The sequence below is a fragment of the Sinomicrobium kalidii genome (assembly GCF_021183825.1).
In the GTDB taxonomy this organism is placed as follows: Bacteria; Bacteroidota; Bacteroidia; order Flavobacteriales; family Flavobacteriaceae; genus Sinomicrobium; species Sinomicrobium kalidii.
This window is the reverse complement of record NZ_CP089211.1, coordinates 1630562-1653719: the sequence shown is the minus strand read 5'-3', so window position 1 is coordinate 1653719 and position 23158 is coordinate 1630562. Positions and strand designations below refer to the sequence as shown.

Annotated in this window: 20 protein-coding genes; 6 read left to right on the top strand and 14 right to left on the bottom strand. The window is 45.6% G+C overall.

The features are described 5' to 3' along the window. Position 1: 1 nt before the first annotated feature. Entirely contained in the window at positions 2-1243 is a 1242-nt protein-coding gene (locus tag LS482_RS06670) for a serpin family protein (RefSeq protein ID WP_233030972.1), read from the bottom strand. A gap of 294 nt (positions 1244-1537) precedes the next feature. Here LS482_RS06670 and LS482_RS06665 point away from each other — a divergent pair, with 294 nt between their 5' ends. Further along, positions 1538-4087 carry a DUF5916 domain-containing protein gene (locus LS482_RS06665; protein ID WP_233030971.1) on the top strand — a complete coding sequence of 850 codons (2550 nt, stop codon included), beginning with the start codon at positions 1538-1540 and terminating at the stop codon, positions 4085-4087. Positions 4088-4096: 9 nt separating this feature from the next. Here the strand turns inward: LS482_RS06665 and polA are convergent, their stop codons facing one another. Next, complete coding sequence (gene polA / locus LS482_RS06660) at positions 4097-6931, bottom strand: DNA polymerase I (protein ID WP_233030970.1); 2835 nt, start codon at positions 6929-6931, stop codon at positions 4097-4099. 125 nt (positions 6932-7056) lie between these two features. Between polA and LS482_RS06655 the strand changes: the two genes are divergently transcribed. After that, a complete protein-coding gene (locus LS482_RS06655) occupies positions 7057-8247 on the top strand; it encodes an anhydro-N-acetylmuramic acid kinase (protein ID WP_233030969.1) in 1191 nt (396 codons plus the stop codon). Here the strand turns inward: LS482_RS06655 and LS482_RS06650 are convergent. Next, positions 8231-8593: a winged helix-turn-helix transcriptional regulator gene (locus tag LS482_RS06650; RefSeq protein ID WP_254714329.1), complete on the bottom strand. Its 363-nt coding sequence runs from the start codon at positions 8591-8593 to the stop codon at positions 8231-8233. The genes LS482_RS06655 and LS482_RS06650 overlap by 17 nt on opposite strands. A 100-nt stretch (positions 8594-8693) precedes the next feature. On the opposite strand from LS482_RS06650, the gene LS482_RS06645 reads away from it, so the two are divergent. The 3 genes from LS482_RS06645 to LS482_RS06635 all read left to right on the top strand — a co-directional run bounded on the left by LS482_RS06645 (position 8694) and on the right by LS482_RS06635 (position 10838). Then, a complete protein-coding gene (locus LS482_RS06645) occupies positions 8694-9464 on the top strand; it encodes an SDR family NAD(P)-dependent oxidoreductase (RefSeq protein ID WP_233030968.1) in 771 nt (256 codons plus the stop codon). Between the two features lie 24 nt (positions 9465-9488). Beyond that, positions 9489-9734 (top strand): uroporphyrinogen decarboxylase, encoded by a 246-nt coding sequence (locus tag LS482_RS06640; RefSeq protein WP_233030967.1) that lies wholly within the window; start codon positions 9489-9491, stop codon positions 9732-9734. Positions 9735-9896: 162 nt separating this feature from the next. Next, a complete protein-coding gene (locus tag LS482_RS06635; protein WP_233030966.1) occupies positions 9897-10838 on the top strand; it encodes a helix-turn-helix domain-containing protein in 942 nt (313 codons plus the stop codon). A gap of 11 nt (positions 10839-10849) precedes the next feature. Here LS482_RS06635 and LS482_RS06630 read toward each other — a convergent pair whose 3' ends face one another. From LS482_RS06630 to mfd, 6 genes are all read right to left on the bottom strand, one after another. After that, positions 10850-11596 (bottom strand): hypothetical protein, encoded by a 747-nt coding sequence (locus LS482_RS06630; RefSeq protein WP_233030965.1) that lies wholly within the window; start codon positions 11594-11596, stop codon positions 10850-10852. An 80-nt stretch (positions 11597-11676) separates the two neighbouring features. Next, complete coding sequence (truB, locus tag LS482_RS06625) at positions 11677-12375, bottom strand: tRNA pseudouridine(55) synthase TruB (RefSeq protein WP_233030964.1); 699 nt, start codon at positions 12373-12375, stop codon at positions 11677-11679. Position 12376: 1 nt separating this feature from the next. Further along, positions 12377-13174 (bottom strand): undecaprenyl-diphosphate phosphatase, encoded by a 798-nt coding sequence (locus LS482_RS06620; RefSeq protein WP_233030963.1) that lies wholly within the window; start codon positions 13172-13174, stop codon positions 12377-12379. A gap of 69 nt (positions 13175-13243) precedes the next feature. Then, complete coding sequence (locus LS482_RS06615) at positions 13244-13507, bottom strand: DUF3098 domain-containing protein (RefSeq protein WP_233030962.1); 264 nt, start codon at positions 13505-13507, stop codon at positions 13244-13246. A 44-nt stretch (positions 13508-13551) separates the two neighbouring features. Then, positions 13552-14430, bottom strand: a complete 879-nt coding sequence (locus LS482_RS06610) for a cell division protein FtsX (RefSeq protein WP_233030961.1) — start codon at positions 14428-14430, stop codon at positions 13552-13554. Between the two features lie 132 nt (positions 14431-14562). Further along, positions 14563-17919 (bottom strand): transcription-repair coupling factor, encoded by a 3357-nt coding sequence (gene mfd, locus LS482_RS06605; RefSeq protein WP_233031805.1) that lies wholly within the window; start codon positions 17917-17919, stop codon positions 14563-14565. 236 nt (positions 17920-18155) lie between these two features. On the opposite strand from mfd, the gene LS482_RS06600 reads away from it, so the two are divergent. Further along, positions 18156-18587 (top strand): tellurite resistance TerB family protein, encoded by a 432-nt coding sequence (locus LS482_RS06600; protein ID WP_233030960.1) that lies wholly within the window; start codon positions 18156-18158, stop codon positions 18585-18587. A 92-nt stretch (positions 18588-18679) separates the two neighbouring features. Here LS482_RS06600 and LS482_RS06595 read toward each other — a convergent pair whose 3' ends face one another. From LS482_RS06595 to fbp, 5 genes are all read right to left on the bottom strand, one after another. Continuing rightward, positions 18680-20185: an ATP-binding protein gene (locus tag LS482_RS06595; protein ID WP_233030959.1), complete on the bottom strand. Its 1506-nt coding sequence runs from the start codon at positions 20183-20185 to the stop codon at positions 18680-18682. Then, positions 20185-20670 carry a Rab family GTPase gene (locus tag LS482_RS06590; protein ID WP_233030958.1) on the bottom strand — a complete coding sequence of 162 codons (486 nt, stop codon included), beginning with the start codon at positions 20668-20670 and terminating at the stop codon, positions 20185-20187. The genes LS482_RS06595 and LS482_RS06590 overlap by 1 nt, the downstream gene beginning before the upstream one ends. Next, positions 20657-21484 (bottom strand): cell envelope biogenesis protein OmpA, encoded by an 828-nt coding sequence (locus tag LS482_RS06585; RefSeq protein ID WP_233031804.1) that lies wholly within the window; start codon positions 21482-21484, stop codon positions 20657-20659. The genes LS482_RS06590 and LS482_RS06585 overlap by 14 nt, the downstream gene beginning before the upstream one ends. 138 nt (positions 21485-21622) lie before the next feature. After that, positions 21623-21979, bottom strand: coding sequence for a fructose 1,6-bisphosphatase (locus LS482_RS06580; protein ID WP_233030957.1), 357 nt, complete (start codon positions 21977-21979; stop codon positions 21623-21625). Positions 21980-22042: 63 nt separating this feature from the next. After that, entirely contained in the window at positions 22043-23050 is a 1008-nt protein-coding gene (gene fbp, locus LS482_RS06575) for a class 1 fructose-bisphosphatase (RefSeq protein ID WP_233030956.1), read from the bottom strand. Positions 23051-23158 lie beyond the last annotated feature (108 nt).

Genomic DNA, 23158 nt, shown 5'->3' with positions numbered 1-23158 from the left:
TTCATGGCCTTTTTACTTTGCCCATAAAAAGGTTGGTGCCGCTTGTCTGTTCGTAGACGATAAACACGAAAGGACGGTTTACGCTTATTGGAAGAGGAGCGGAAGTAATCCCGATGCCGACACTGGTCACTGCAGCCGCTTCTGTTCCTTCTTCATCCACACGGATATGGGTTTTGTGTTTTACATTATCAATAAAAAGTGGTGGCGTTGTTGCTATTCCGGTAAAATCGGCCATACCCTCTTCAAAGGCAATATCCATCCCCATGGCTTTCAGGATATTGTTGTAGGTGAGTTCGTATTTCAGTTCGAATTTGGGGAGTTTCAGTTGTGTGTTCCCGATAACGTGAAGATTTGACCGCCATGCATCCAGGTTGGTTTTCGTAACTTCTTCCGAAATGAACCGGTCGATCGGCATTTTCGGGTCGCCCGGCATAAGAATGCTCATGGTATAAAGGCTGTCCCCGTAGGGCAGTTCAATAAGGCGGGCATCCTCTCCGGAATACGTGGCGAACTTTCCCTCCCGGCTCATCATGTCAACCTGTATTTGTTCTCCCGATTCGGGGAAAAAATCAGCCTTTCGCGTATCTTTTTTATCGAATTTGTACAGCCATTCGCCCTTAAAATAGAGCGCATTGATCAGGTACATGGCCATGTCACCGGGAATTTTTTCAATAATGGTTTTAATAAGCCCCTCCGTGTTCTGTTCTACCCAGTTATTGATAATGGTAACCGATGCAGGATCAGAAAAATCAAGTTCGCCCACTTCCGCACCGTAGTGCTCTTTTAATCGCTGTATAAAACCTTCTTTTACGGGGATACCTTCCCTGTACCAGATGGAATTGGCAATCTGTATCCGCACTTTGGGGTCGGCCGAGATCAGGAGTTTTATCAGGGACCGGAAAGCTTCGTTTATTTCCTCCTGGCTCATGCCTTGCAGCCGGAGTGTTTGTCGTATGCTTTCATAGGTCTCTCCATTTGCCCCGTTAAGCGTCATGGCCAGGGCAGTGGAGATGCTCAGCGGAGAGATCATCAGGTTGTCCTTTTCCGTATCATAAGCTACGGTCCTGCGGAAAATGTCGTAACTGAAAGCATGGTCCGCTTCCACGAGTTTTATTTCAGATGCAGTCAGTTCACGGGGCAGTTCTCCTTTGGGACCTTCGGGAGAAGAAGAAGGATCATGGTCACATGCCATACAAAAAAAGAGGAAGGACCATATTATGCCGGAAAGACTCAACTTTTTCATGGTTTTTAATGTTTTGGTTTGTTCGTTAGATGCGGAAATAACGGAATGGTTGCTTTTTTGTGCTGTATAATGTATTGATATTTAATTTTTTAACGTTAAAATTTCCTGGAAATGTTCTCCGGATGTGTAACAATTTCACGGGGATCGTATCTTTAGGTAAATAACCAACACATAATACCATATACCATGTTTCCCGGAAAGAGAACTTTTTTACTGGCATGCACAATGTGCTGTATTTTTTCACTTTTTGCACAGCGTACGGAATCCGATATCCCCAGGAAAAGCTATACAACGATGCCTTTGAAGGCGATTTCTGCACCCGCAATAGACGGGAACATAGATGATGACGGCTGGGAGATTGTGGAATGGGGTGGCGATTTTACCCAACGGGACCCGGTTGAGAACGCCCCGCCCACGGAGCAAACACAATTCAAGATCATATATGACGAGAAGAACCTGTATGTGGCTATCCGCTGCTTTGATGCCGAACCCGACGGAATTGTAAAACGGCTGTCCAGGCGGGACGGTTTTGAGGGCGATCGTATTACCATTATGTTTGACAGTAATGTCGATCTTCAGACGGCATTTGCATTTACCATAACCGCAGCCGGAGTAAAAGGAGATGAAGTGGTGACCCAAAACGGGAATAACTGGGACCCGAGCTGGAACCCGATCTGGTATGTGAAAACGGCTACGGATGAGAGAGGATGGACAGCAGAAATGCGGATACCGCTGAGCCAACTGCGGTTTGGCAAAAACAGGGAACAGGTATGGGGTTTGCAGTTATCGAGAATGTACTTCAGGAACAATGAACGTTCGGAATGGCAGTTTTTTCCGAGAAATGCCCCGGGATGGATCAGCGAAGCCGGGAAATTGTACGGGCTGATCGGCCTGCAACAGCAAAAACAACTGGAAATACAGCCCTATGTGGTGACTTCCCTGGAAACATACGAAGAAGAACAGGGGAACCCGTTCATGGACGGAAGCGACACAGAACTAAACGGCGGAATAGATGGCAAGGTAGGGATTACCAACGACCTCACTCTCGATTTTACGGTAAACCCGGATTTCGGACAGGTAGAAGCCGATCCCTCGGCCATAGCGCTGGACGGCTTCCAGATATTTTTTGAAGAACAGCGTCCCTTTTTTGTGGAAAACAAGAACATTTTCGACTACCGTATTTCCAATACCATTGCGGGAAATACGGAAGGAACGGATAATATTTTTTATTCCAGACGTATCGGGAGAAGTCCTCAGGCATCACCAAATGTTCATGAAGGAGAATATGCCGAACAACCGGAAAAGACCACAATACTGGGGGCGGCAAAGTTCAGCGGAAAAACCAGGAACGGGTGGTCCATAGGAGTGCTGGAAAGTGTTACTTCGAAAGAATATGCCAGGATCAGTAATGATGGTGAGCGGAGAGAAGAGCTGATAGAACCGCTTACCAATTATTTTGTTGGAAGGTTACAAAAAGATTTTAACAAAAGAAATTCCTATATCGGAGGCATTTTTACTGCTACAAACCGGGGAGATCTTTCGGAAAACCTGGACTTCCTGCACCGTTCGGCCTATTCCGGGGGACTGGATTTCAAGCATCAGTGGAAAGACAGGACCTGGTATACGGCAGGAAACCTGATTATGAGTGCGGTCTCCGGTTCTGCGAAAGCCATAAAACGCACGCAGGGAAACATTGCCCGGCTGTACCAGCGTGTTGATGCTACCTATACGGAAGTGGATACCACCAGGACCACCCTGGCGGGACACGGCGGAAATCTTCAACTCGGAAAGGCGCGCGGAAACCTGAATTTCGAGGGCGGAGTAACATGGCGTTCCCCGGGTCTGGAACTGAACGACGTAGGCTTTTTACGGAAATCCGATTATATAACACATTACGCCTGGGGAGGATACCGGATCACCAAACCTTTTTCCATATTCAGGATGGTGCGTTTTAATTACAATCACTGGAGTTCCTGGGATTTCGGGGGGGCGCACAACGAGTTGAAATTTAATACCAACAGTCATGCCCAGTTTAAGAACAATTGGTACCTCGGTACGGGGCTTACTGTTCAGCCCAGGAGGTATTCAAATACGGCATTGCGCGGAGGCCCCAAGCTGAAGCTTCCCGACGGGGTCAGCTACTGGGTTTATGTAGATTCCGATGCCCGTAAGAAATTGCGTTACGGTTTTGAATTTTCTTTTGCAACCGGACAGGAAAAGGCCTATGATGTAGATGAATATTCTGCTTACCTTATTTATCAGCCTGTAAATGCACTTAAAATTTCTCTCGAACCGTCTTATGAGATAAACAGGGATAAATTGCAGTTTGTGGAAAACATACAAACCACCGACGGAATAAGATATCTCAACGCGGAAATAGCCCAGCGGACCCTGAGTGCTTCCCTGAGGGTAAATTATACGATAAATCCGAACCTTACCATACAATACTGGGGGCAGCCCTTTATTTCCAGGGGCAGGTACTCTGGTTTCAAGCATATAGTCAACCCGCGGGGCGGGAATTTTGAAGACAGGTTTTATGCTTATGCTCCCGGTGAGGTCAGCTATGATGAAGCAGACAATACCTATGTTGTGGATGAGGGAGCCAATGGCGCTGCGGATTATTCCTTTAAAAATCCGGATTTTTCAGTGGTGCAATTTCGCTCTAATCTCGTACTCCGATGGGAATATATTCCCGGTTCCGAACTCTACCTGGTGTGGTCGCAGGGGATTGCGCAACCCGGAAATCCTCGTGATAAGCTGTTCACGGCCCTGGACAGGAATATCCTCGGAGCACAGCCCAGGAATATTTTTCTGATCAAGGCAACCTACAGGTTTGTACTGTGATGAGCAGACTTAATGTGCCGCCAGCCAATCTTCGCCAAGTCCGATCTCCACATCGAGGGGAATAACCAGCTTATATGCATTTTCCATTTCAGATTTTATAAGCGGTTTTATGGTGTCAAGTTCGGCTTTGCAGGCGTCAAAGACCAGTTCGTCATGTACCTGGAGTAACATTTTGGTCTTGAAATCTCCTTCCCGGAGCTTTTTGTGGATGTTGATCATGGCTATTTTAATGATATCGGCAGCACTTCCCTGTATAGGGGCGTTTACCGCGTTTCGTTCGGCAGCACCGCGAACCACCTGGTTCCGGGAGTTGATGTCCGGCAGATAGCGTCTTCTGCCGAGTATGGTTTCCACATAACCGTGATCCTGGGCAAAATGGACCTGGTTGTTGATATATGCCCGCAGTTTCGGGTAGGTTTTGTAATAGGTGTCTATGAGTTCCTTGGCCTCGCTTCTGGAAAGTGTGGTCTGGTTGCTCAGCCCGAAGGCGGAAACCCCGTAAATGATCCCGAAATTCACGGTTTTGGCATTGCTTCGCTGTTCCCTTGTCACTTCTTCCAGCGGTACCCCGAAAACCCTTGCCGCGGTGGAAGCGTGAATATCTTCCCCATCCCTGAAGGCCTTGATCATGTTTTCTTCTTCACTGAGTGCCGCAATGATCCGGAGTTCTATTTGCGAATAGTCGGCTGCAAGAAGGATGTAATCTTCGTTTCTTGGGATAAACGCCTTGCGTATTTGCCGTCCCCTTTCGGTGCGTATGGGGATGTTTTGCAGGTTTGGGTTGTTACTGCTCAGCCTTCCCGTAGCTGCTACGGCCTGGCTGTATACCGTATGGACACGGTTCGTTTTCGGGTTGATCTCATTGGGGAGGGCATCTACATAGGTGTTCTGCAATTTCTGCAATTGCCGCCACATCAGGATGTCTTCCACGATCTTGTGGTCCTTGGCCAGATAAGACAATACATCTTCGGCGGTGGAATACTGTCCGGTTTTGGTCTTTTTGGGTTTATTGACCAGTTTCAGTTTTTCGAAGAGGATGGGACCGAGTTGTTTTGGAGAGGCCAGGTTGAATTCTTCACCGGCCTGTTCATAAATGCTTTTTTCCAATCCCTTTATATCCTTGTCCAGGGCTTCGGAAAGCGATTTCAGGAAATCCGTGTTCACCCGGATACCTTCGATTTCCATATCGGCAAGAATCTGAACCAGGGGAGCTTCGATCTCCTCAAACAATTTCAGGGCGTTGCGGTTGGGAAGTTCGCCCTCGAACAGGAGTTTGAGTTGTAGGGTAATGTCTGAATCTTCCACGCCGTATTCCGTTTGTTTTTCCAGGGCTACGGTTCGCATGGATTTCTGGTTTTTCCCTTTTTTACCGATAAGGGTTTCTATGGGAACAGGTTGGTATTTCAGGTAGGTTTCCGCCAGTACGTCCATATTGTGCCTCATATCGGGGTTGATGAGGTAATGGGCGATCATGGTGTCGAACAGTTTTCCCTTCACACGGATATTGTAATTGGAAAGTACCTTGATGTCGTATTTCAGGTTCTGACCTATCTTTTCGATCCCTTCCGCTTCGAAGAAAGGGCGGAATTCTTCCAGTATGGAGGTTGTTTCTTCCTGGTCTTCGGGAAAAATGACGTAATAACCTTTTCCCGGCTCCCATGAAAACGAAATCCCCACAAGTTCGGCTTCCAGTGATTTTATGCTGGTCGTTTCCGTATCAAAACACACGCTTTTTTGCAGCATGAGTTTTTCCAGCAGCAATTTCCGCCCGAGGGGAGTGTTAACATATTGGTAATGGTGTGGGGTGGTTTCGATAGTCTTGTATGCCGAGGTTGTTGTCGTAGTGCCCGTTTCTTCGGCAGGAGAGCCGAACAGATCGAATTGTACGTTTTCCTGTGCCTTTGCGGTTTTTGAACCGGAGGCCTTGCCATCGGCAGCGGAAGTCTCGACGGAACTTTCCTGTCCGAAGGTCTTCATTAGGTTTTCGGTAAGGCGACGGAATTCCAGTTCTCGGAAAATTTCCTTGACTTTTTCGAAATCGGGGGTGTTCAGCTCAAAGTCCTGTTCGTGAAATTCCACGGGAACATCAAGCATGATCCGGGCCAGTTTCTTGGACAAAAGTCCCTGTTCCGTATTGTCCTTTATCTTTTCTTTCATCTTGCCCTTGAGGCTGTCGACATTGGCAATGAGGTTCTCTACGCTTCCGAATTCCTTAAGGAATTTTTTTGCTGTCTTATCGCCCACTCCGGGAAAACCGGGAATGTTATCTACCGAATCTCCCATCATCCCGAGATAGTCGATTACCTGTTCCGGTTTTTCCACTTCAAACTTCTTCTGTACTTCCGGTATTCCCCATATTTCGATGCCATTTCCCATTCTTGCCGGGCGGTACATAAAAATGTTTTCGGACACTAACTGTGCAAAATCCTTGTCGGGCGTGACCATATAGGTCTGGTATCCCTCTTTTTCGGCCTGTTTGGCCAGGGTGCCGATAATGTCATCTGCTTCGAAACCTTCCTTTTCGATGACCGGGATATGCATGGCCTTTAGGATTTCCTGAATATACGGAATAGCGATCCGGATCGCTTCCGGGGTTTCGTCCCGGTTGGCCTTGTAGGCCTCGAACATTTCGGTGCGTGCCACAGAACCTCCCTTGTCAAAGGCAACGGCAAGATGATCGGGTTTTTCGCGCTTTATCACGTCCAGCAGGGAGTTGGTAAACCCCATGATGGCCGAGGTGTCCATGCCCTTGGAATTTATCCTGGGGTTTTTGATAAATGCATAATATCCCCGGAATATCAGGGCGTAGGCATCCAAAAGAAAAAGGCGTTTCTGATCTGACATAAGAATTCTTGAAGTTTGTTTGTGTAAAAGTAAGGATTTAATTTTTTTCCCGGCAGTGAAGGGGGCATAACCTATATTTGTGATATATTGTATTCCGCCTTCTCCAATAAAAACCAGTAACGAAGATGAAAAACTCCGTAAAAAAGCTTTACGATATCGCCCGAAAGGAATCCCGTATTATTATCGGTCTGATGAGCGGTACTTCCCTCGACGGCCTTGATATTGCCTTGTGCCGGATAACGGGAAACGGGCAGGGTACGAATGCCGAACTTCTGAAATTCATTACCATACCTTACGGACCTGCTTTCCGGGAGCATGTCAGGGAGGTTTTTGCCAAAAAGGAAGGAAACCTGGAAAAAATATGCCTGCTGCATCCCTGGATAGCTCGTGAACATGCCAAAATGATATTAATGGCACTGGAAAACTGGGAGATGACTCCTGCGGAAATAGACCTTATTGCCAGCCACGGGCAGACCGTGTATCATGCCCCCCGCAGTTTTCACGGAAATCCGGAGTTTCCGGATGCTACGCTTCAGTTGGGAGACGGGGACCACCTGGCCGAAATGACCGGGATCATTACAATTTCCGATTTCCGGCAAAAACACATTGCGGCGGGGGGAGAAGGAGCACCTCTTGCCATTTACGGCGATTACCTGCTTTTTATGGACCCGCGGGAATCGAGGCTGCTGCTCAATATGGGCGGGATATCCAACCTGACTTTTATCCCCGCCGGCGGAAGTTTTGACCAGGTTTTCTGTACCGATGTGGGGCCGGGGAATACGTTGATGGATGCCTATGTACAAAAGCATTTCGATATCCCTTATGACGAGGATGCCCGTATAGCATTGCAGGGAAAACTGAGAAAGGATTTGTTGCGAAAGCTTACGGATCATCCTTTTTTCAGCTTGCCTGCGCCAAAGACTACGGGACCGGAACTATTTAATATGGATTACCTGGAGCGGGCCCTGTCCGGTATCAAAAAGGAAGTGTCCCCTGAAGACGTGCTGCATACCCTGGCACATTTTACGGTAAAAAGCATAGCGGACTGCATTTCCGAAAATATTCCCCGGGAGATTGCCGTACAGGGATTTTTCAGCGGGGGAGGTGCTTCCAACCCGCTGGTACTTGAATTGTTGAAAAAGGCCTGCCCCGGCATGACATTTTCAGCTACTTTAACTCTCGGACTTGACCCGGATGCCAAGGAAGCCGTATTGTTTGCCCTGCTGGCCAATGAAACGATAAGTGGTTCGCCGGATATAAAAGGTACGGATGCTTATCCCTGGGTGAGCATGGGCAAGATCAGTTTTCCCGAGTGATCTTGCGGTGCATTTCTCCCCAATCCGAAATACTTTGTAACATGGGACGCATGGACCGGCCCAGATCTGTGAGTGTGTATTCCACCCTTGGCGGGACTTCCGGGTAAACGATCCTGAGTACCAGTTGGTCTGCCTCCAGTTCCCTTAACTGTGAGACCAGCATGCGTTCGGAAATGTCCGGTATGAGTCTTCGCAGCTCGCTGTACCTGAGTTTATCGTTGTTGAGCAATCGCCATAAGATATTGGATTTCCACCTTCCACCTATGAGTGACAGGGCATAACCCATACCACAGGTAGCATTGATCTTCTTTTCGTTCAGGGAATTGGAAGAGTTTTCTTTTCTCATTACTTACTTTTTTGTTAGTACCTAATAATTTTCACAGTACTTACAAATGTAAAGTTACTTGTTTACTTTAGCAAAGAATTAATCTGAAAAATAGATCGATATGAAAAAGGAGACATCCACCATTAAAAACGGACAGCTTAACGGAAAAACAGCCTTTGTTACCGGAGGCACCCGGGGTATGGGAGAGGCCATCGTAAAACGACTGACTTCCGAAGGGGCCCGGGTCATTTTCACCCATTCGGGAAATAACAGCGAAAAAGCGGCCCGTGTAGTAGATGAAGTAGAGAAGGCGGGTGGTGAGGCCATAGAAATGGTCGCTGATAATGAAAATGCGGAAAGCGTAACTGCTGCCGTACGTAAAGCCATTTCGGAGCACGGGAAGATTGATATCCTGGTCAACAATGCCGGGATATTCCAATATAAACTTACCGGGGAGAGTACACTGGAAGAATTTGACCGGATGATGTCGGTCAATGTACGTGCGGTTTTCCTCATTATCAGGGAAGCTGCGGCACATATATCCGAAGGTGGGCGTGTCATTACAATAGGCAGCAATGTGGCTGACCATGTCAGTGATCCTCATATGGGACTGTACGGGATGAGTAAATCTGCCTTAATAGGATTGAATAAGGGTATGGCCCGCGAACTCGGCCCGAGGAACATTACGGTAAACCTGGTACAGCCAGGCCCCATAGATACCGATATGAACCCTGCCAATAGTAATATGGCACAGGAAATCAAAAAGTATATTCCGCTGTCCCGCTATGGAAAGACCGAAGAAATTGCCGGGCTCGTTTCATTTCTTACCGGTCCGGACAGCCGTTTTATAACAGGGACCGCCATTACCATAGACGGCGGATTCAACAGTTGATTTAACAGGTTTCTGGAAATAAGAATGGAACTTTGGGATATTTCGTTGACCGATTGGGTAGGGTATGCTGCTTCCGCCGGTATTTTGGTATCTTTTCTGATGCAGGATATCCTGAAGCTCAGGATGATTAATGCCATGGGGTGCCTGCTCTTTACCATTTACGGTTTTTTGCTGCCCGATCCTTCTTTGCCCGTTATTGTTACCAACTTTACCATTTTTATCGTAAACCTGTATTTTATTATCAGAAAGATAAAACAGAAATCCGGTTGACACTATGTGGTTTTTCATTACCGGTACAGAAGGCCTTGTCTTTACGGCGAGGCCTTTCTTTTTCCGGAAAGGACAGGCTTTGATCTTTTTACCGGATAAAACCTGAATCCGGTTTGAATTTTATAACTTTAGAGTGTAATAAGAACATATGATATTTCCAGGATGAAAACCAGCGAATCTCTAACCGATTTTTACCGGAGGGTGTCTTTTAAAAGCTCATCTCCGGCTTCACGGCATACGCAGGCAAAAGAACGGGGACACTTTAATGTGTACCGGCGTAATGATATTTCCTGCAAGGACTATTCGCCCTATAACCGCAGGGATTTTTATAAAATTTCCCTTATTATAGGTTCGGGGACCCTGTATTATGCAGACAAGGGAATTGTCATAGACCAGCGGGCATTGCTTTTTTCCAATCCCAACATTCCTTATGCCTGGGAAGCGGGGGACGGGGAGCAGTCGGGTTATTTTTGCCTGTTTACAGACGGTTTTGTAAATACCGGCCATCAAAGCGAAAGCCTGCAAAATTCTCCCCTGTTCAAGATCGGGGGGAACCCGGTATACTTTATTAATGACAGGCAGGAAGACAAAGTGGGCGAACTGTTTGAAAATATGCTTCAGGAGATCGATTCCGATTATCGCTATAAATACGACCTTATCCGTAATTATATGAACCTGGTCATGCATGAGGCCCTGAAAATGCAGCCGGCAGATTCCTATTTTATGCATACGGATGCCGCATCGCGGATTACGGCCATGTTCCTGGAGTTATTGGAAAGGCAGTTTCCGGTATCGCACGAGCATATTCTGCACCTCAAGTCTGCAAACGACTATGCGCTGCGTTTGTCGGTGCATACCAATCACCTGAACAGGGCGGTGAAGAAAGTTACGGGAAAAACAACCACAACGCATATCTCTGCAAGAATTGTCAGGGAGGCCAAGGCTCTTTTGCAACATACCGACTGGAATATAGCAGAGGCAGCGTATTGTCTGGGATTTGAAAACCCGGCATATTTCAATAACTTCTTCCGGAAACAGACCGGGGAGACTCCCAGGGGTTACCGGGAAGGGATTAACGGGAAACAACCTTTGGCGGAGCAGTAGTTTACGATTTCCTATTCGCCCTGGAAGAGGTAAGTAATAGTGCCTATTTGTTCACTTTCACCTTCTTTCCTGTTAAACGTGGATCTAAGTGCGTAAGTTATGGCATGATCTACGAGACAACCGTTCCTTGAGGTGGAACTCCTTTTGTTAAAAGTGGCTTCGGTAACGTGCCCCAGGGTATTTACCTTAATGTTAATAACGATCTTTCCCCGCGCCATACAGGTATAGATGGGATTAGGAAGTTTTTTATGGATTCTGCCCACCAGCGAATAAGAAATGGAACTGTTTGTATTGACACTGTTGGTCTTTGCAATGGCATCGGATGAATTGTCCCCGTCGGATTGTTCGGACTGTTTTTCTTTTGTGCCGGAAGCCGGTAAAACAGGCGTTCCGTTTGCGGTACGAAGATAATTGTTTTCCGGGTCCGGTTCGCCTTCGTCTGTTGTTTCCTGGTCCCGGTTTTCTTCGGAATCTTCCGATTTTTTCCCTTCCTTGATCTCTTCCAGAGTTTTGAACTCCCGCACTTCCTTGTCAAACCTGCTGGTCACGGTTTCGTTATAGGCCATGTGGGTTTCGGGTTTGTTTTCTTCAGGTACGGCGATTTCTTCATTTTCTTCCGGAGGCTCCTCGAAATTCAATTCAAGGCGTATTTCCTTTTCGGTTTTTTCCGCGAGGTGAATATTGAACAGGGTAAGGACCATCAGCATCATTATAAAAAATGATATCAGCAGGGACAGTTGTTTTCTGTTCAGATCCATATTATATAAACGTTCGAACCGGAAAATAATTGGATGGATTTTCAATTAAACCTTCAGGAAGGAAGAAGATACTAAAAAAATTACTTTTCGGTGTTTAGCATGGAAACAAACTCCTCCGGGGAGATGGCGTCCTCTACCCGGTATTGTCCTATGCCTGTTCTGCGCAGGGAAGAAAGGTGGGCGCCCGATTGCAAAGCCTTGCCGAAATCGTGGGCCAGGGAACGGATATAGGTTCCTTTGCTGCACACCACGCGGAAGGAAATTTCGGGAAGATCGGTTTTGGTGATCTCAAATTCGCTGATGTGTATTATCCTTGACGAGATTTCTACCTTTTCACCTTTCCGGGCGTGTTCATACAGGCGTTTACCATCTTTTTTTATCGCGGAAAAAACCGGGGGCACCTGTTCTATATCGCCTATAAACCTTTTGGTAGTTTCGTGTATCAGGTCTTCCGTAAGATGCTCCGTAGGGTACGAATGGTCTGTTTCGGTTTCCAGATCATAGGAAGGGGTAGTGGCACCTACGGTAAAGGTCCCGGTATATGTTTTGACCTGCCCCTGTAGTTCCGGTATTTTTTTTGTGAATTTCCCGGTACAGATAATAAGCAGCCCCGTAGCCAGAGGGTCAAGGGTTCCGGCATGACCGACCTTGATCTTTTTAAGGTTGAATTTTTTACGGAGGGCCCACTTCACCTTGTTAACGGCCTGGAAGGACGACCATTCCAGGGGTTTGTCTATAAGAAGTGTTTTTCCGGTTTTAAAATCTTCTTCCGAATACATGTTAGTTGCTCAAAAAGGAATACACAATGGCTATTGCCCCTACAATAAGGCAATATATCGCAAAGTACGTAAGTTTACTGTTCCTGACCAATTTTATCATCCAGGTACAGGCCAGCAGCCCGGAGATAAATGCGGCAACAAACCCAATGGCAAGAGGTGTGAACTGCTGGGCATCGTAACTTATTTTTCCGTAAAGTGCTTCCTTGGCAATGCTCCCGAAAATAAGCGGAACGACCATAAGAAAGGAAAAACGGGCGGCCTTGGTTTTGTCTATTCCCAGTAAAACAGAGGTGGAAATGGTGGAGCCGCTCCGGGAAATCCCCGGTAGCATGGCTATGGCCTGCGACACTCCAATAATAAAAGCATTGTTATAGGTCACATTTTTGGAAGTGTCCTTTGCCCTGTCGGCCAGGAATAGCAACAATGCAGTGATCAACAGCATAAAGCCCACCAGTTGAATGTTTTCACCAAAGAGTTGTTCGAGTTGTTCTTCGAAGAACAGGCCTATGAATACTGCGGGTATCATGGAGATAATGATCTTCAGTGAAAACCGGCTTTCTTCGTTCCACCGGAACTGAAACAGTCCGTTCAGGATTTCCAGCACTTCTTTCCGGAATACCACGATGGTACTGAGTGCGGTGGCAAAATGGAGAATAATGGTAAATAACAAACTTTCTTCAGGAATGGAGTTGTCGCCCAGAAGGGCTTTTCCGAGTTCCAGATGGCCACTGGAGGAAACAGGTAAAAATTCCGTCAATCCCTGTATGATCCCCAGGATGATAGCGTCTATGATATCCATGCGTAGTATTCGTTATTTGATGTGGGAAAATTATAGCTGATCCTTTGCTTTAACGAAGGATACCGGGATTTATTTGCTGTTGCTTTCCTTTTTTTTGGCAGGCACCAAAATAGCGAGTACTTCCAGTGCAAAGCCGATGATCACCAATGTGGGGGCCAGGCGTATCCTGCGGAAACTGAAAATTTCGGGGTTAAATGTATTCGGATCGTCAGTACCGCCACCACTCATGAGTATAAAACCCAAAGCTATACAGGCGAGCCCGATAAACATGATGGTGTAATTCTTCTTCTGAAAAATGAACTCCTGCGGTGTATTTTTGCCCTTTTTATTCATAAGTGAAGTTTTTTATCTGTATTGTGCGGGTGTTTGTTTGCATATTAATAATAAAGATCATCGGTTCTCAGATTCAGGAAACGTTGTGCGGCGAAATAAGTGCTTATCCAGCTTATTACAGCACCCATTAAAAAAATACCGACAAAGAGGATTACTAACCAGAACGGGTCCTGCATCAGGTTGAGTTCCGGAAACCTGTTGTTAAAATAATACAGGCATATCCCCATGGCCGATACTGCGATTACAGCACCTATAATGCCCAGTTTTACGCTTGTCCAGATAAAGGGGCGGCGGATAAACCGCTTGGTGGCCCCCACCATCTGCATGGTTTTAATGATAAAGCGTTTGGAATAAATAGACAGGCGTATGGAACTGTTGATCAGCAAAACGGCAATGATTGTAAATGCGGCGCTGACAATCAGTATCCAGAAACCGAGCCGTTTTATGTTTTTGTTGAGCAGTGCTATAAGGGGACGGTCATAAGAAACTTCGTCCACAAAGTTTTTGGATGCTATTTCATCGGCAATTTCTTCCAGCTTTACGGCATCCACAAAATCTGCCTTTAATCTTAAATCTATGGAGTTTTGCAGCGGATTATATCCCAGAAATTTCACAAAATCTTCTCCGATCTCTGCGCTTTGGGCTTCGGCAGCGGCTTCTTTGGACACAAATTCAACCGATTTGGTGTATTCTGCCAGCGTAAGGCTTTTTTGTAACTGGTCTGTTTCCACTTCTTTGGCATTGTCTTTCAGGAATATGGACACGGCTACCTGCTCTTTGAAATGATCGGCCAGTTTTTTGGTGTTTATAACCAGCAAGCCCAGCATTCCCAGTAAAAACAATACCAAAGCAATACTTAAAATGACGGAGAAATACGAAGAGATCAACCTTCGTTTTTGATACCTTTCGAACGATTTGCTCATGGCTTATGATATAATTTTCCGGCTTCTCTGCAAATATAACGAATTCGCAACTCGAATCTTGTTTAACCGGAACGATTAATAAAAAAACAGGTGTTTGCAGTACAAATCGGTGTGCTTTTTAGTTTTTCCGGCTTAATTTTTCACTTCTGTATGTATTTCTTCTTCAACCACAAAAGGTCGAAGGGCTTTTAATGCTTTGTTTACCGAGGAAATATTGTCGAAGGTCAGTAAGAGCCGGAGTCCTCCCATCCGGGTATGTTTTTCTTTCATTTTACAGTGTTCGGGATGTTGTTGTACGGCTTTCAGTACCCGTTTAAAAGTTGCACTCTGATAAAAACTGCTTTGCTGGTCTGAAATGAAATAGCCTACCATTTTTCTGTGTTTAAGCACTACTTTTTCCAGTCCCATCCGGGAGGCTATCCATTTTATCCGTACACTGTTGAGCAGGTCGGTCACCTGGAAGGGGGGCGGACCGAAGCGGTCGGTAATATCAGCTTCAAATTGCTCCAGCTCTTCTTCGTTGGTCATGGTGCTCAGCTGGTTGTAAAGGTTAAGCCTTTCGGTGATGTTATTGACATAATCGTCCGGGAAGAGCAATTCGAAATCAGTATCTATCTGGGTATCTTTGACATAATTCCTGGGTTTCTCGTTTTCACTGTAGAGGTCTTTAAACTCGTTTTCCTTGAGTTCTTCTATAGCTTCACTGAGTATTTTCTGGTAGGTGTCAAAACCGATATCGTTGATAAAACCGCTTTGTTCCCCGCCCAGCAGGTCTCCGGCGCCGCGTATTTCGAGGTCTTTCATGGCAATGTTAAACCCGCTTCCCAGTTCGGTAAACTGTTCCAGGGCCTGGATGCGTTTCCGGGCATCTTCGGTCATGGCGGAATATGGCGGTGTTATAAAATAACAGAATGCTTTTTTATTACTTCTTCCCACACGGCCGCGCATCTGGTGAAGATCACTCAGTCCGAAATTGTTGGCGTTGTTTATAAAAATGGTGTTGGCATTGGGAACATCCAGTCCGCTTTCCACAATAGTAGTGGAGACCAGTACATCAAATTCCCCGTTCATAAAGGCGAGCATCAGCTTTTCCAGTTTTTTTCCTTCCATCTGGCCGTGACCGATACCTATCTTGGCATCGGGAACCAGCCGCTGTATCATCCCTGCAACTTCCTTTATGTTTTCAATCCGGTTGTGAATAAAAAATATTTGTCCGCCACGTTGTATCTCGTAAGAAACGGCATCGCGTATGACCTCTTCATTAAACTGGATGACATGGCTTTCTATGGGATAACGGTTGGGAGGCGGGGTTGTAATGACCGAAAGATCCCTTGCTGCCATAAGACTGAATTGCAGTGTTCGGGGAATGGGCGTAGCCGTAAGTGTAAGCACATCTACGTTTTCCTTCAGGGTCTTCAGCTTTTCTTTGGCAGCAACACCGAATTTCTGCTCTTCATCAACGATAAGAAGCCCCAGGTCGTGAAACTTCACGTTTTTGTTCACCAGTTGATGGGTACCGATTATAATGTCGGTTTTACCCGACGCCAGTCTTTCGAGGATTTCCCGTTTTTCCTTGGCCGTTCGGAAGCGGTTCAGGTAATCGATATTTACGGGCAGGTCTTCCAGCCGTTCACTGAATGTTTTGTAATGCTGGAAGGCCAGGATGGTTGTAGGCACCAGGATGGCTACCTGTTTGCTGTTGTCTACGGCCTTGAAAGCTGCACGTATGGCTACTTCGGTTTTACCGAAGCCCACATCACCGCAAATAAGCCGGTCCATGGGATGTTGACTTTCCATATCGTTCTTGACATCCTGGGTGGCTTTGCTCTGGTCCGGAGTGTCTTCGTAGAGGAAAGAGGCTTCGAGTTCGTGCTGCAGATAGCTGTCGGGGGCATAGGGAAAACCTTCCTGTGCACGTCTTTTGGCATAGAGTTCAATAAGGCTGAAGGCAATTTCCTTGACCCGTGTTTTTGTTTTTTTCTTCAGGTTTTTCCAGGCGTTGCTTCCCAGTTTATAGATTTTGGGAGGCTTGCCGTCCTTACCGTTGTACTTGGTTATTTTGTGGAGCGAATGTATGCTTACGTAGAGGATATCTCCGTCTCCGTAAACGAGTTTTATGGCTTCCTGTGGTTTCCCTTCCACCTGGATTTTTTGCAAACCGCCGAATTTACCGATCCCGTGATCGATATGGGTAACATAATCGCCGATTTCCAGGTGGGTCAGTTCTTTCAGGGTAATTGCCTGTTTTTTGGCATAGCCGTTCTTGAGGTGAAATTTGTGATAGCGCTCGAATATCTGATGGTCGGTATAACAGACCGTTTTCTGGTCGTCGTCAATAAAGCCCTGGTAAATCGGGAAAACAACGGTTTTATATTGTACTTCACCTTCTATTTCCTCGAATATATCGTGAAAGCGTTTGGCCTGCTGTTCACTGACGCAGAAAATATAGTTCGTGTAACCGTTTTCACTGTTTTGGTTAAGGTCCCGGATCAGGAGGTCGAATTGTTTGTTAAATGAGGGCTGGGGCCTCGTGTGAAAACTGATCAAAGTATGATAATCCGGAGTTTCCCGTTGTTTAAAGGGAAGCTGTGTGCGATTTCCCATCTCGGCAAGAGTGAAGGCCGAAAGATGTGTGTTAAGCAGTTCGGAAGTGCAGAACAGTTCCTGCGGAGATGCATGTTTTACCGTTTCCGAAAGGGAAGCGAAGGCTTCTTCTGCTTTACCGAAAAGGTTATCTATACGGGCGGATAATATATCGTTGTTCTGAAGGAAAACGACAGTTTTGGCAGGGATATATTTTAAAAAGCTTTCCCTGGATTCGCTCAGCGTCTTATTCTCTACATTGGGGATGATGCTTATTTTTTTGAGCTTTTCCACGGAGAGTTGTGTTTCCACATCAAAGGTTCGTATACTGTCTATTTCATCACCGAAGAATTCAATGCGGTACGGTTCGTCGTTCGAAAAGGAAAATACGTCTATAATACCACCGCGTACCGAAAATTCCCCGGGTTCCGAAACGAAATCGACTCTTTTGAAACGGTATTCGAAGAGGATTTCATTGATAAAATCGGGAGAAAGTGTTTCGCCCACTTTCATTTTCAGGGTATTCCTTTCCAGTTCTTTCCGCGTTACCACTTTTTCAAACAGCGCATCGGGGTAAGTGACGATAAGGGCGGGTTTTTTCCGGGAATTAATTCTGTTCAGTACCTCGGCACGGAGCAGCACATTGGCATTGTCGGTTTCCTCGATCTGATAGGGTCTGCGGTAGCTACCGGGATAGAACAGCACGTGCTGTTCACCGATAAGCCGTTCCAAGTCGTTCAGATAGTACGCGGCCTCTTCCTTGTCGTTGAGGATAAGCAAATGGGGAAGATCACTGTCCTTAAAACTTTCGGCAATAACAAAAGAGAGGGAAGAACCTACAAGTCCGTTCACATAAATTTTTTCCTGGGGTTGGGTATGGGCAATGGCATCCCGCAGTTTTCGCATTTGCGGAGACTGTTCTATTCCCAATGTCCCGATGGTCGCCGGGAGTGCTGTTGGCGAGGCATGGGTTTTGCTCACTGTAAAGATAATTTTGTGCAAAGGTAATAAAAACGGTTTTTTATAACGTAAGGGAAACACGAATTCGCCTTCGGGATTAAGAATCGGATGATATGCTGTCCGGGATTATGGATAAAGATGTATATTTGCGCAAAATTCGGAGCGTAAATATTATAAAGCATATGTCAATCTTAGATTTATATTCCAGCGCTTTCCTGGAGCGCAACCGGGATCATTTTGCAGCCATAGTTCGAATAGCTTTGTCTGACGGGAACATCAACCCGGAAGAAAAAGCATTCCTGGACCGTCTGGCGGATAACCTGAACATTTCGGAGGAAGATTATAAAACCATATTAAAGAATCCGGACAAATACCCCATCAACCCTCCTTTTTTCTACGACTCCCGCCTGGAGCGGCTTTACGATCTTACCTGTATGGTCTATGTAGATCACATAGCCGATGAGGAAGAAACACGAATGTTACATAAACTTGCAGTAGGGCTGGGCTTCACTCCGGGAAATGTAAAATACATTATAAGCAAGGCTTACGACCTGATTTCACACGGCGCCGATCTCGATACTTTTAAGGAAGAAATACGGCATATGAACAGGTAAGCAACGGGGTGTTAAACCGCTGTGAATTACCTTCTGTTCCATTCCATTTTACCAAAATCCACGGAGGTTTTTACAGATTATCCGGGGAGTGTTTATTTCAGGAATTTATGGAGTTTTTTGAGCAATTGTTGTTCCTGAAACGGTTTTTGCAGCACGTCGTTAATAGCCGACTTTTTATATTTGGTCTTGCTGTCGCCCAGAATACTGCCCGAAAGGGCCACAATGGGTACTTTGGCATATTTTTTTTCCGGTAGGTTCCGGATGGCCGGTGCCAGTTCATACCCGGTCACGTCGGGAAGGCGGATATCCAGCAGTATGAGGTCGTACTGGTTTTCTTCGACCCTTTCCATGGCTTGTTCCCCGTTCTCGGCAATATCCAGGAAAAAAGTGCCTTGTGAAGAGAGTATTTTGAGTACGATGATCTGGCTTATTTTATTGTCTTCCACAAGGAGTATGTTGTATTTCTTTTTGGATTTGAACAGGATCTTGTTGTCCTGCTCCGGTTTCCCGGGCCCTTTGTAGTTTATAGGAAACTTCAGTCGCAGGTTGAACCGTATGGCGGTACCCTTGTCGGGTTCGCTTTCCGCTGTGATTTCGCCCTGCATCAGGGAGATGAGGTTTTTTACGATGGTCAGGCCAAGACCTGTTCCGGGGTATTTGTTGTCTTTATGTACCTGTGTAAAACTGGTAAAAATATCGTTAAGATACTTTTTGGGAATGCCGATTCCGGTATCTGTAATTTCGAACTGGATATTTACCTTGTTTGCCCTTTTGTGATTTAGCTTTACATGGAGGTCTATATACCCCTCTTCGGTAAACTTGATGGCATTTTCTATAATATTGGTCAGTATCTGCTTTATTCGTGTTTTGTCCCCTTCGATATACCTCGGCAGTTTTTCATCCACGTGCATGCGAAAGCGGAGTTTCTTCTGCCTCGCCTTGGTGGCATATATAAAACTAATGGAGTCGAGCAATTCGGTAAAGTCGAATATTTCATTGTTTATAACGAACTTGCCCACCTCTATTTTGGAAAGGTCCAGGATGTCCGTTATCATGACGTTCAGGTCCTGGCACAGGGCTTTTATCACTTCTACCAGGTCGTATTGCTCATCGGTAAGACTGGTTTTTTCCAGCATTTCGGTGAAAGAGAACACTCCGGTGAGCGGATTCCGGATTTCGTGACTGAAATTGGCTATAAAGGTACGTTTAAAGGCCTCCTTTTCCTGTAAATACGTATTCTGCAGGGTGAGGATTTCCGATTCTATGACCGTTTCGTTCCGTTTTTGCGCAACGGTTTGCAGGGATTGATAGTGTTCGGACAAGTCGTGAATAATAATTACGGGGTCCTTGTCTTCAAAGGTTTTGCAATCGATGTCGCATATTTTTCCGTTGATATGTACACAGGAAAAGGAAAGCGATTTTTCCGTATGGTTGAGCAGGGGGATGATACTTTCGAAAAAGGGGTGGCAATGGATAATGTTCTTTTCCTTTTTGAAGGGGAAAAGCATATCGTCCGAGTCCAGGATGTCTCCCTTTTCCGAGATCACGGTAAACTGCACTTTTGGAACCAGGAATTGCTTTTTATAGGCGTTGAGCATTAGTCAATCAGTTTTTGTGTCAGTTCTTCAAAAAGGGTTTCTACATTTTCTCCGGTTTTGGCACTTGAGAAATAATGGGCCTGGTCGAAATACTTTTTGTTTTCCCTGAGATGGGTTTTGGTCACAAGGTCACTTTTATTGCCTACCACCAGTACGGGGACGTCGTTGTAGCCCGATTTCAGATGTTCAAGATCTGCCGCCAGATTTTCGTATGTAGATTTCCGGGTAGTGTCGAATACATAGATAAAGCCATGCGATCCCAGCAGGTAGGACGGACGGGTCGTGGTAATATCTTCACTGCCTTCTATATCCCAGATAATGAGATTGACCTGGTTTTCCGGCAGTTTCACTTCTTTTTTTAAAATGTGTACTCCGATGGTGACTTTATAATTATCAGAAAAGGTGTTCTCTACAAAACGTCGTACCAAAGAGGTTTTCCCTACACCAAAATGCCCCAAAAGAACAATTTTTTTAGATATGGTCATTATTAAAATAATAATTTAGTTCGTTTACAATATCATTTTTATCGATATCCGGATTATAGATCATTAAACTCAGGAAGTTTTCGGAAAAATTAAAAATAATATCCTGTAATTTGTTTTTAATTGGGGTAGTATATTGTCCGGAAACCACTACGGCTACGTAGTAAGAAACGAAACTTTGTATGTGAATGTGATACAATTCATATTCTATGAGTTCGAGATTTTGTCCCTTTTGCTGGAAAGCGTCTTCTACAAAGGATTTAATGGCTGTCAGCATCCCGGAAAACATGTCTTCGTCTATGGTCTTTGTCTTGGAATAATTGCCCAGCAGTATGCCCGAATTTTTTTCGATGATAAATACCTGCTCTACGGAAGCATTTCCGAGTTCCGAAAGGATGAGGTCGTGTTCCTTTACCCCCGTAAACCAGGCTTTCGCCTTTCGTTTCCAGGCATTTAACGAAAAACTGTTTTCTACCTGCTTGCTCACCCTTTCCGACAATAACTTTATTTCCTGCCATACGTATTTCTTGATCATTTTACCCATAATGGGGTAAAGTGCCTCTACCACCTGTTCCTTAGAATTTTTGATTTCCGTTTTCAGGGTTTTCGTAATGGTGGGCCCCAGGGTCTTCGGGATTTCGTCGATGAACTCGTCCAGTTTGTGGTCTATTATGGGGTCTACCCTGTCTGCAAGTTCCGAACGGGTATGAAGTACCTTTTCCAACGCTTTTATACGTTTGGCAATGGTCTCTGCGTACTCCCGGTCATCCGTGAGGAGAATATCTTTCAGGATGTTTAGCTTGTCATTCTCATTCATCACAAAGATAATTGCAGGTTTTACCCGTTATTAAGGGTGTTTGGATTACAGGAAACAGACAACAGGCAATCCTGTTTGTGTTCAGATTGCCTAAATGTATGGATTGTATTACTGTGATAATATCTTGTTAATCGCCCTTTATTTGTCCTTTATCTTTTCTCCGAGTTGAATGAGGAGTTTTCCGAGAGTAGACCTGTCTACCTTTTTCTGGTCCAGTGTATCTGCTTTGTCCTGGAGTGAGTTTTCCAGTTCCGTGATCCTGATGTTAACGTCTGTCCCCAGGTTGTCAATGGTTTGCATGAGCTCCGTACGGGTATCTTCGATCAAGGCCTCGAGCTCTTTCTTTTTTTGTGTAATGTCTTTTTTAACAGCTTCGAATTCAGTATTGTATTCCTGAATATTCTCGCCGAAAATAAGGTTTTTTATCGCTTCTATTTTGGACGTAGGATCAACGGATGTTCCATTTGTCTCAGGGTGATTTTTTTCCTTTGCCATGGTTGTACGGTATGAATTTGGGACAAAGGTAACAAAAATCAGGTAAAAAAGGTGCAAATACCTTTAACTGGGGGACTTAAGCATAAACTCTTCTGTTTTCTCCACCATTTTTTTACTGCCGCAGAAGAAGGAGGTGCGCTGGTGGAGTTCTTCGGGCTGGATATCAAGGATGCGCCGGAAGCCGTCACTGGCCTTACCATTGGCCTGTTCGGCAATAAGGGCCATAGGGTTGCATTCGTAGAGCAAACGCAGTTTTCCGTCTTGTGTTTTGCTGCTTTTCGGGTACATGTAAATACCGCCTTTTATCATGTTCCGGTGAAAATCCGATACCAGCGAGCCGATATATCTGGAAGTATAAGGGCGATCGTCTTCCTCTTTCTGACAATATTTTATATAATCTTTCACTCCCTGGGGGAAATGGATGTAATTGCCTTCGTTTACAGAATATATCCTTCCGTTTTCGGGATAGCACATATTGGGGTGAGACAGGTAAAAAGTGCCTATTGCGGGGTTTAGCGTAAACCCGTTTACACCGTGCCCGGTAGTGTATACCAGCATGGTGGAAGTGCCGTAGATGACATAACCGGCGGCCACCTGATTCCTTCCCGGCTGAAGAAAGTCGTCAAGTGTAACCGGGGTGCCGATGGGAGTGACCCTTCTGTAGATGGAAAAAATGGTCCCCACGGAAACATTGACATCTATGTTGCTCGAACCGTCAAGCGGGTCAATCAGGACAATGTATTTGTTCTGGTGTTTTTTGTCCAGGCTGTTGATGGTTATAAAGTCGTCTTCCTCCTCCGAAGCAATTCCGCAGACAATTTCCCTGTTGGTCAGGGTCTGTATGAATTTTTCATTGGCCATGACATCCAGCTTTTGCTGGTTTTCGCCCTGTATGTTTGTATCTCCCGAAGCGCCTATGATATCTACAAGTCCGGCCTTGTTCACTTCGTGATTCACCACTTTGGCCGCGAGGCGTATGGCATTGATGAGTTTGGACAGTTCACCGGAAGAATACCTGAATTCCGCCTGTTTTTCAATAATGAATTCTCCCAGAGTTTTATGTTTTTTCATAGGATCTTGTTTTCTGTATGTTGAGTGATTAATGTAGTGCGGTATGAAAATGTAGTATACGGATGGTAGTTTTCCGTATGGGATACGAAGCCGGGGTACCTCGTGCCG

Coding starts and splice junctions, on each gene's coding strand:
- LS482_RS06670 (WP_233030972.1), bottom strand. CDS start 1,243: ATGAAAAAGTTGAGTCTTTCCGGCATAATATGGTCCTTCCTCTTTTTT.
- LS482_RS06665 (WP_233030971.1), top strand. CDS start 1,538: ATGCCTTTGAAGGCGATTTCTGCACCCGCAATAGACGGGAACATAGAT.
- polA (WP_233030970.1), bottom strand. CDS start 6,931: ATGTCAGATCAGAAACGCCTTTTTCTTTTGGATGCCTACGCCCTGATA.
- LS482_RS06655 (WP_233030969.1), top strand. CDS start 7,057: ATGAAAAACTCCGTAAAAAAGCTTTACGATATCGCCCGAAAGGAATCC.
- LS482_RS06650 (WP_254714329.1), bottom strand. CDS start 8,593: ATGAGAAAAGAAAACTCTTCCAATTCCCTGAACGAAAAGAAGATCAAT.
- LS482_RS06645 (WP_233030968.1), top strand. CDS start 8,694: ATGAAAAAGGAGACATCCACCATTAAAAACGGACAGCTTAACGGAAAA.
- LS482_RS06640 (WP_233030967.1), top strand. CDS start 9,489: ATGGAACTTTGGGATATTTCGTTGACCGATTGGGTAGGGTATGCTGCT.
- LS482_RS06635 (WP_233030966.1), top strand. CDS start 9,897: ATGAAAACCAGCGAATCTCTAACCGATTTTTACCGGAGGGTGTCTTTT.
- LS482_RS06630 (WP_233030965.1), bottom strand. CDS start 11,596: ATGGATCTGAACAGAAAACAACTGTCCCTGCTGATATCATTTTTTATA.
- truB (WP_233030964.1), bottom strand. CDS start 12,375: ATGTATTCGGAAGAAGATTTTAAAACCGGAAAAACACTTCTTATAGAC.
- LS482_RS06620 (WP_233030963.1), bottom strand. CDS start 13,174: ATGGATATCATAGACGCTATCATCCTGGGGATCATACAGGGATTGACG.
- LS482_RS06615 (WP_233030962.1), bottom strand. CDS start 13,507: ATGAATAAAAAGGGCAAAAATACACCGCAGGAGTTCATTTTTCAGAAG.
- LS482_RS06610 (WP_233030961.1), bottom strand. CDS start 14,430: ATGAGCAAATCGTTCGAAAGGTATCAAAAACGAAGGTTGATCTCTTCG.
- mfd (WP_233031805.1), bottom strand. CDS start 17,919: ATGCGAAAACTGCGGGATGCCATTGCCCATACCCAACCCCAGGAAAAA.
- LS482_RS06600 (WP_233030960.1), top strand. CDS start 18,156: ATGTCAATCTTAGATTTATATTCCAGCGCTTTCCTGGAGCGCAACCGG.
- LS482_RS06595 (WP_233030959.1), bottom strand. CDS start 20,185: ATGCTCAACGCCTATAAAAAGCAATTCCTGGTTCCAAAAGTGCAGTTT.
- LS482_RS06590 (WP_233030958.1), bottom strand. CDS start 20,670: ATGACCATATCTAAAAAAATTGTTCTTTTGGGGCATTTTGGTGTAGGG.
- LS482_RS06585 (WP_233031804.1), bottom strand. CDS start 21,484: ATGAATGAGAATGACAAGCTAAACATCCTGAAAGATATTCTCCTCACG.
- LS482_RS06580 (WP_233030957.1), bottom strand. CDS start 21,979: ATGGCAAAGGAAAAAAATCACCCTGAGACAAATGGAACATCCGTTGAT.
- fbp (WP_233030956.1), bottom strand. CDS start 23,050: ATGAAAAAACATAAAACTCTGGGAGAATTCATTATTGAAAAACAGGCG.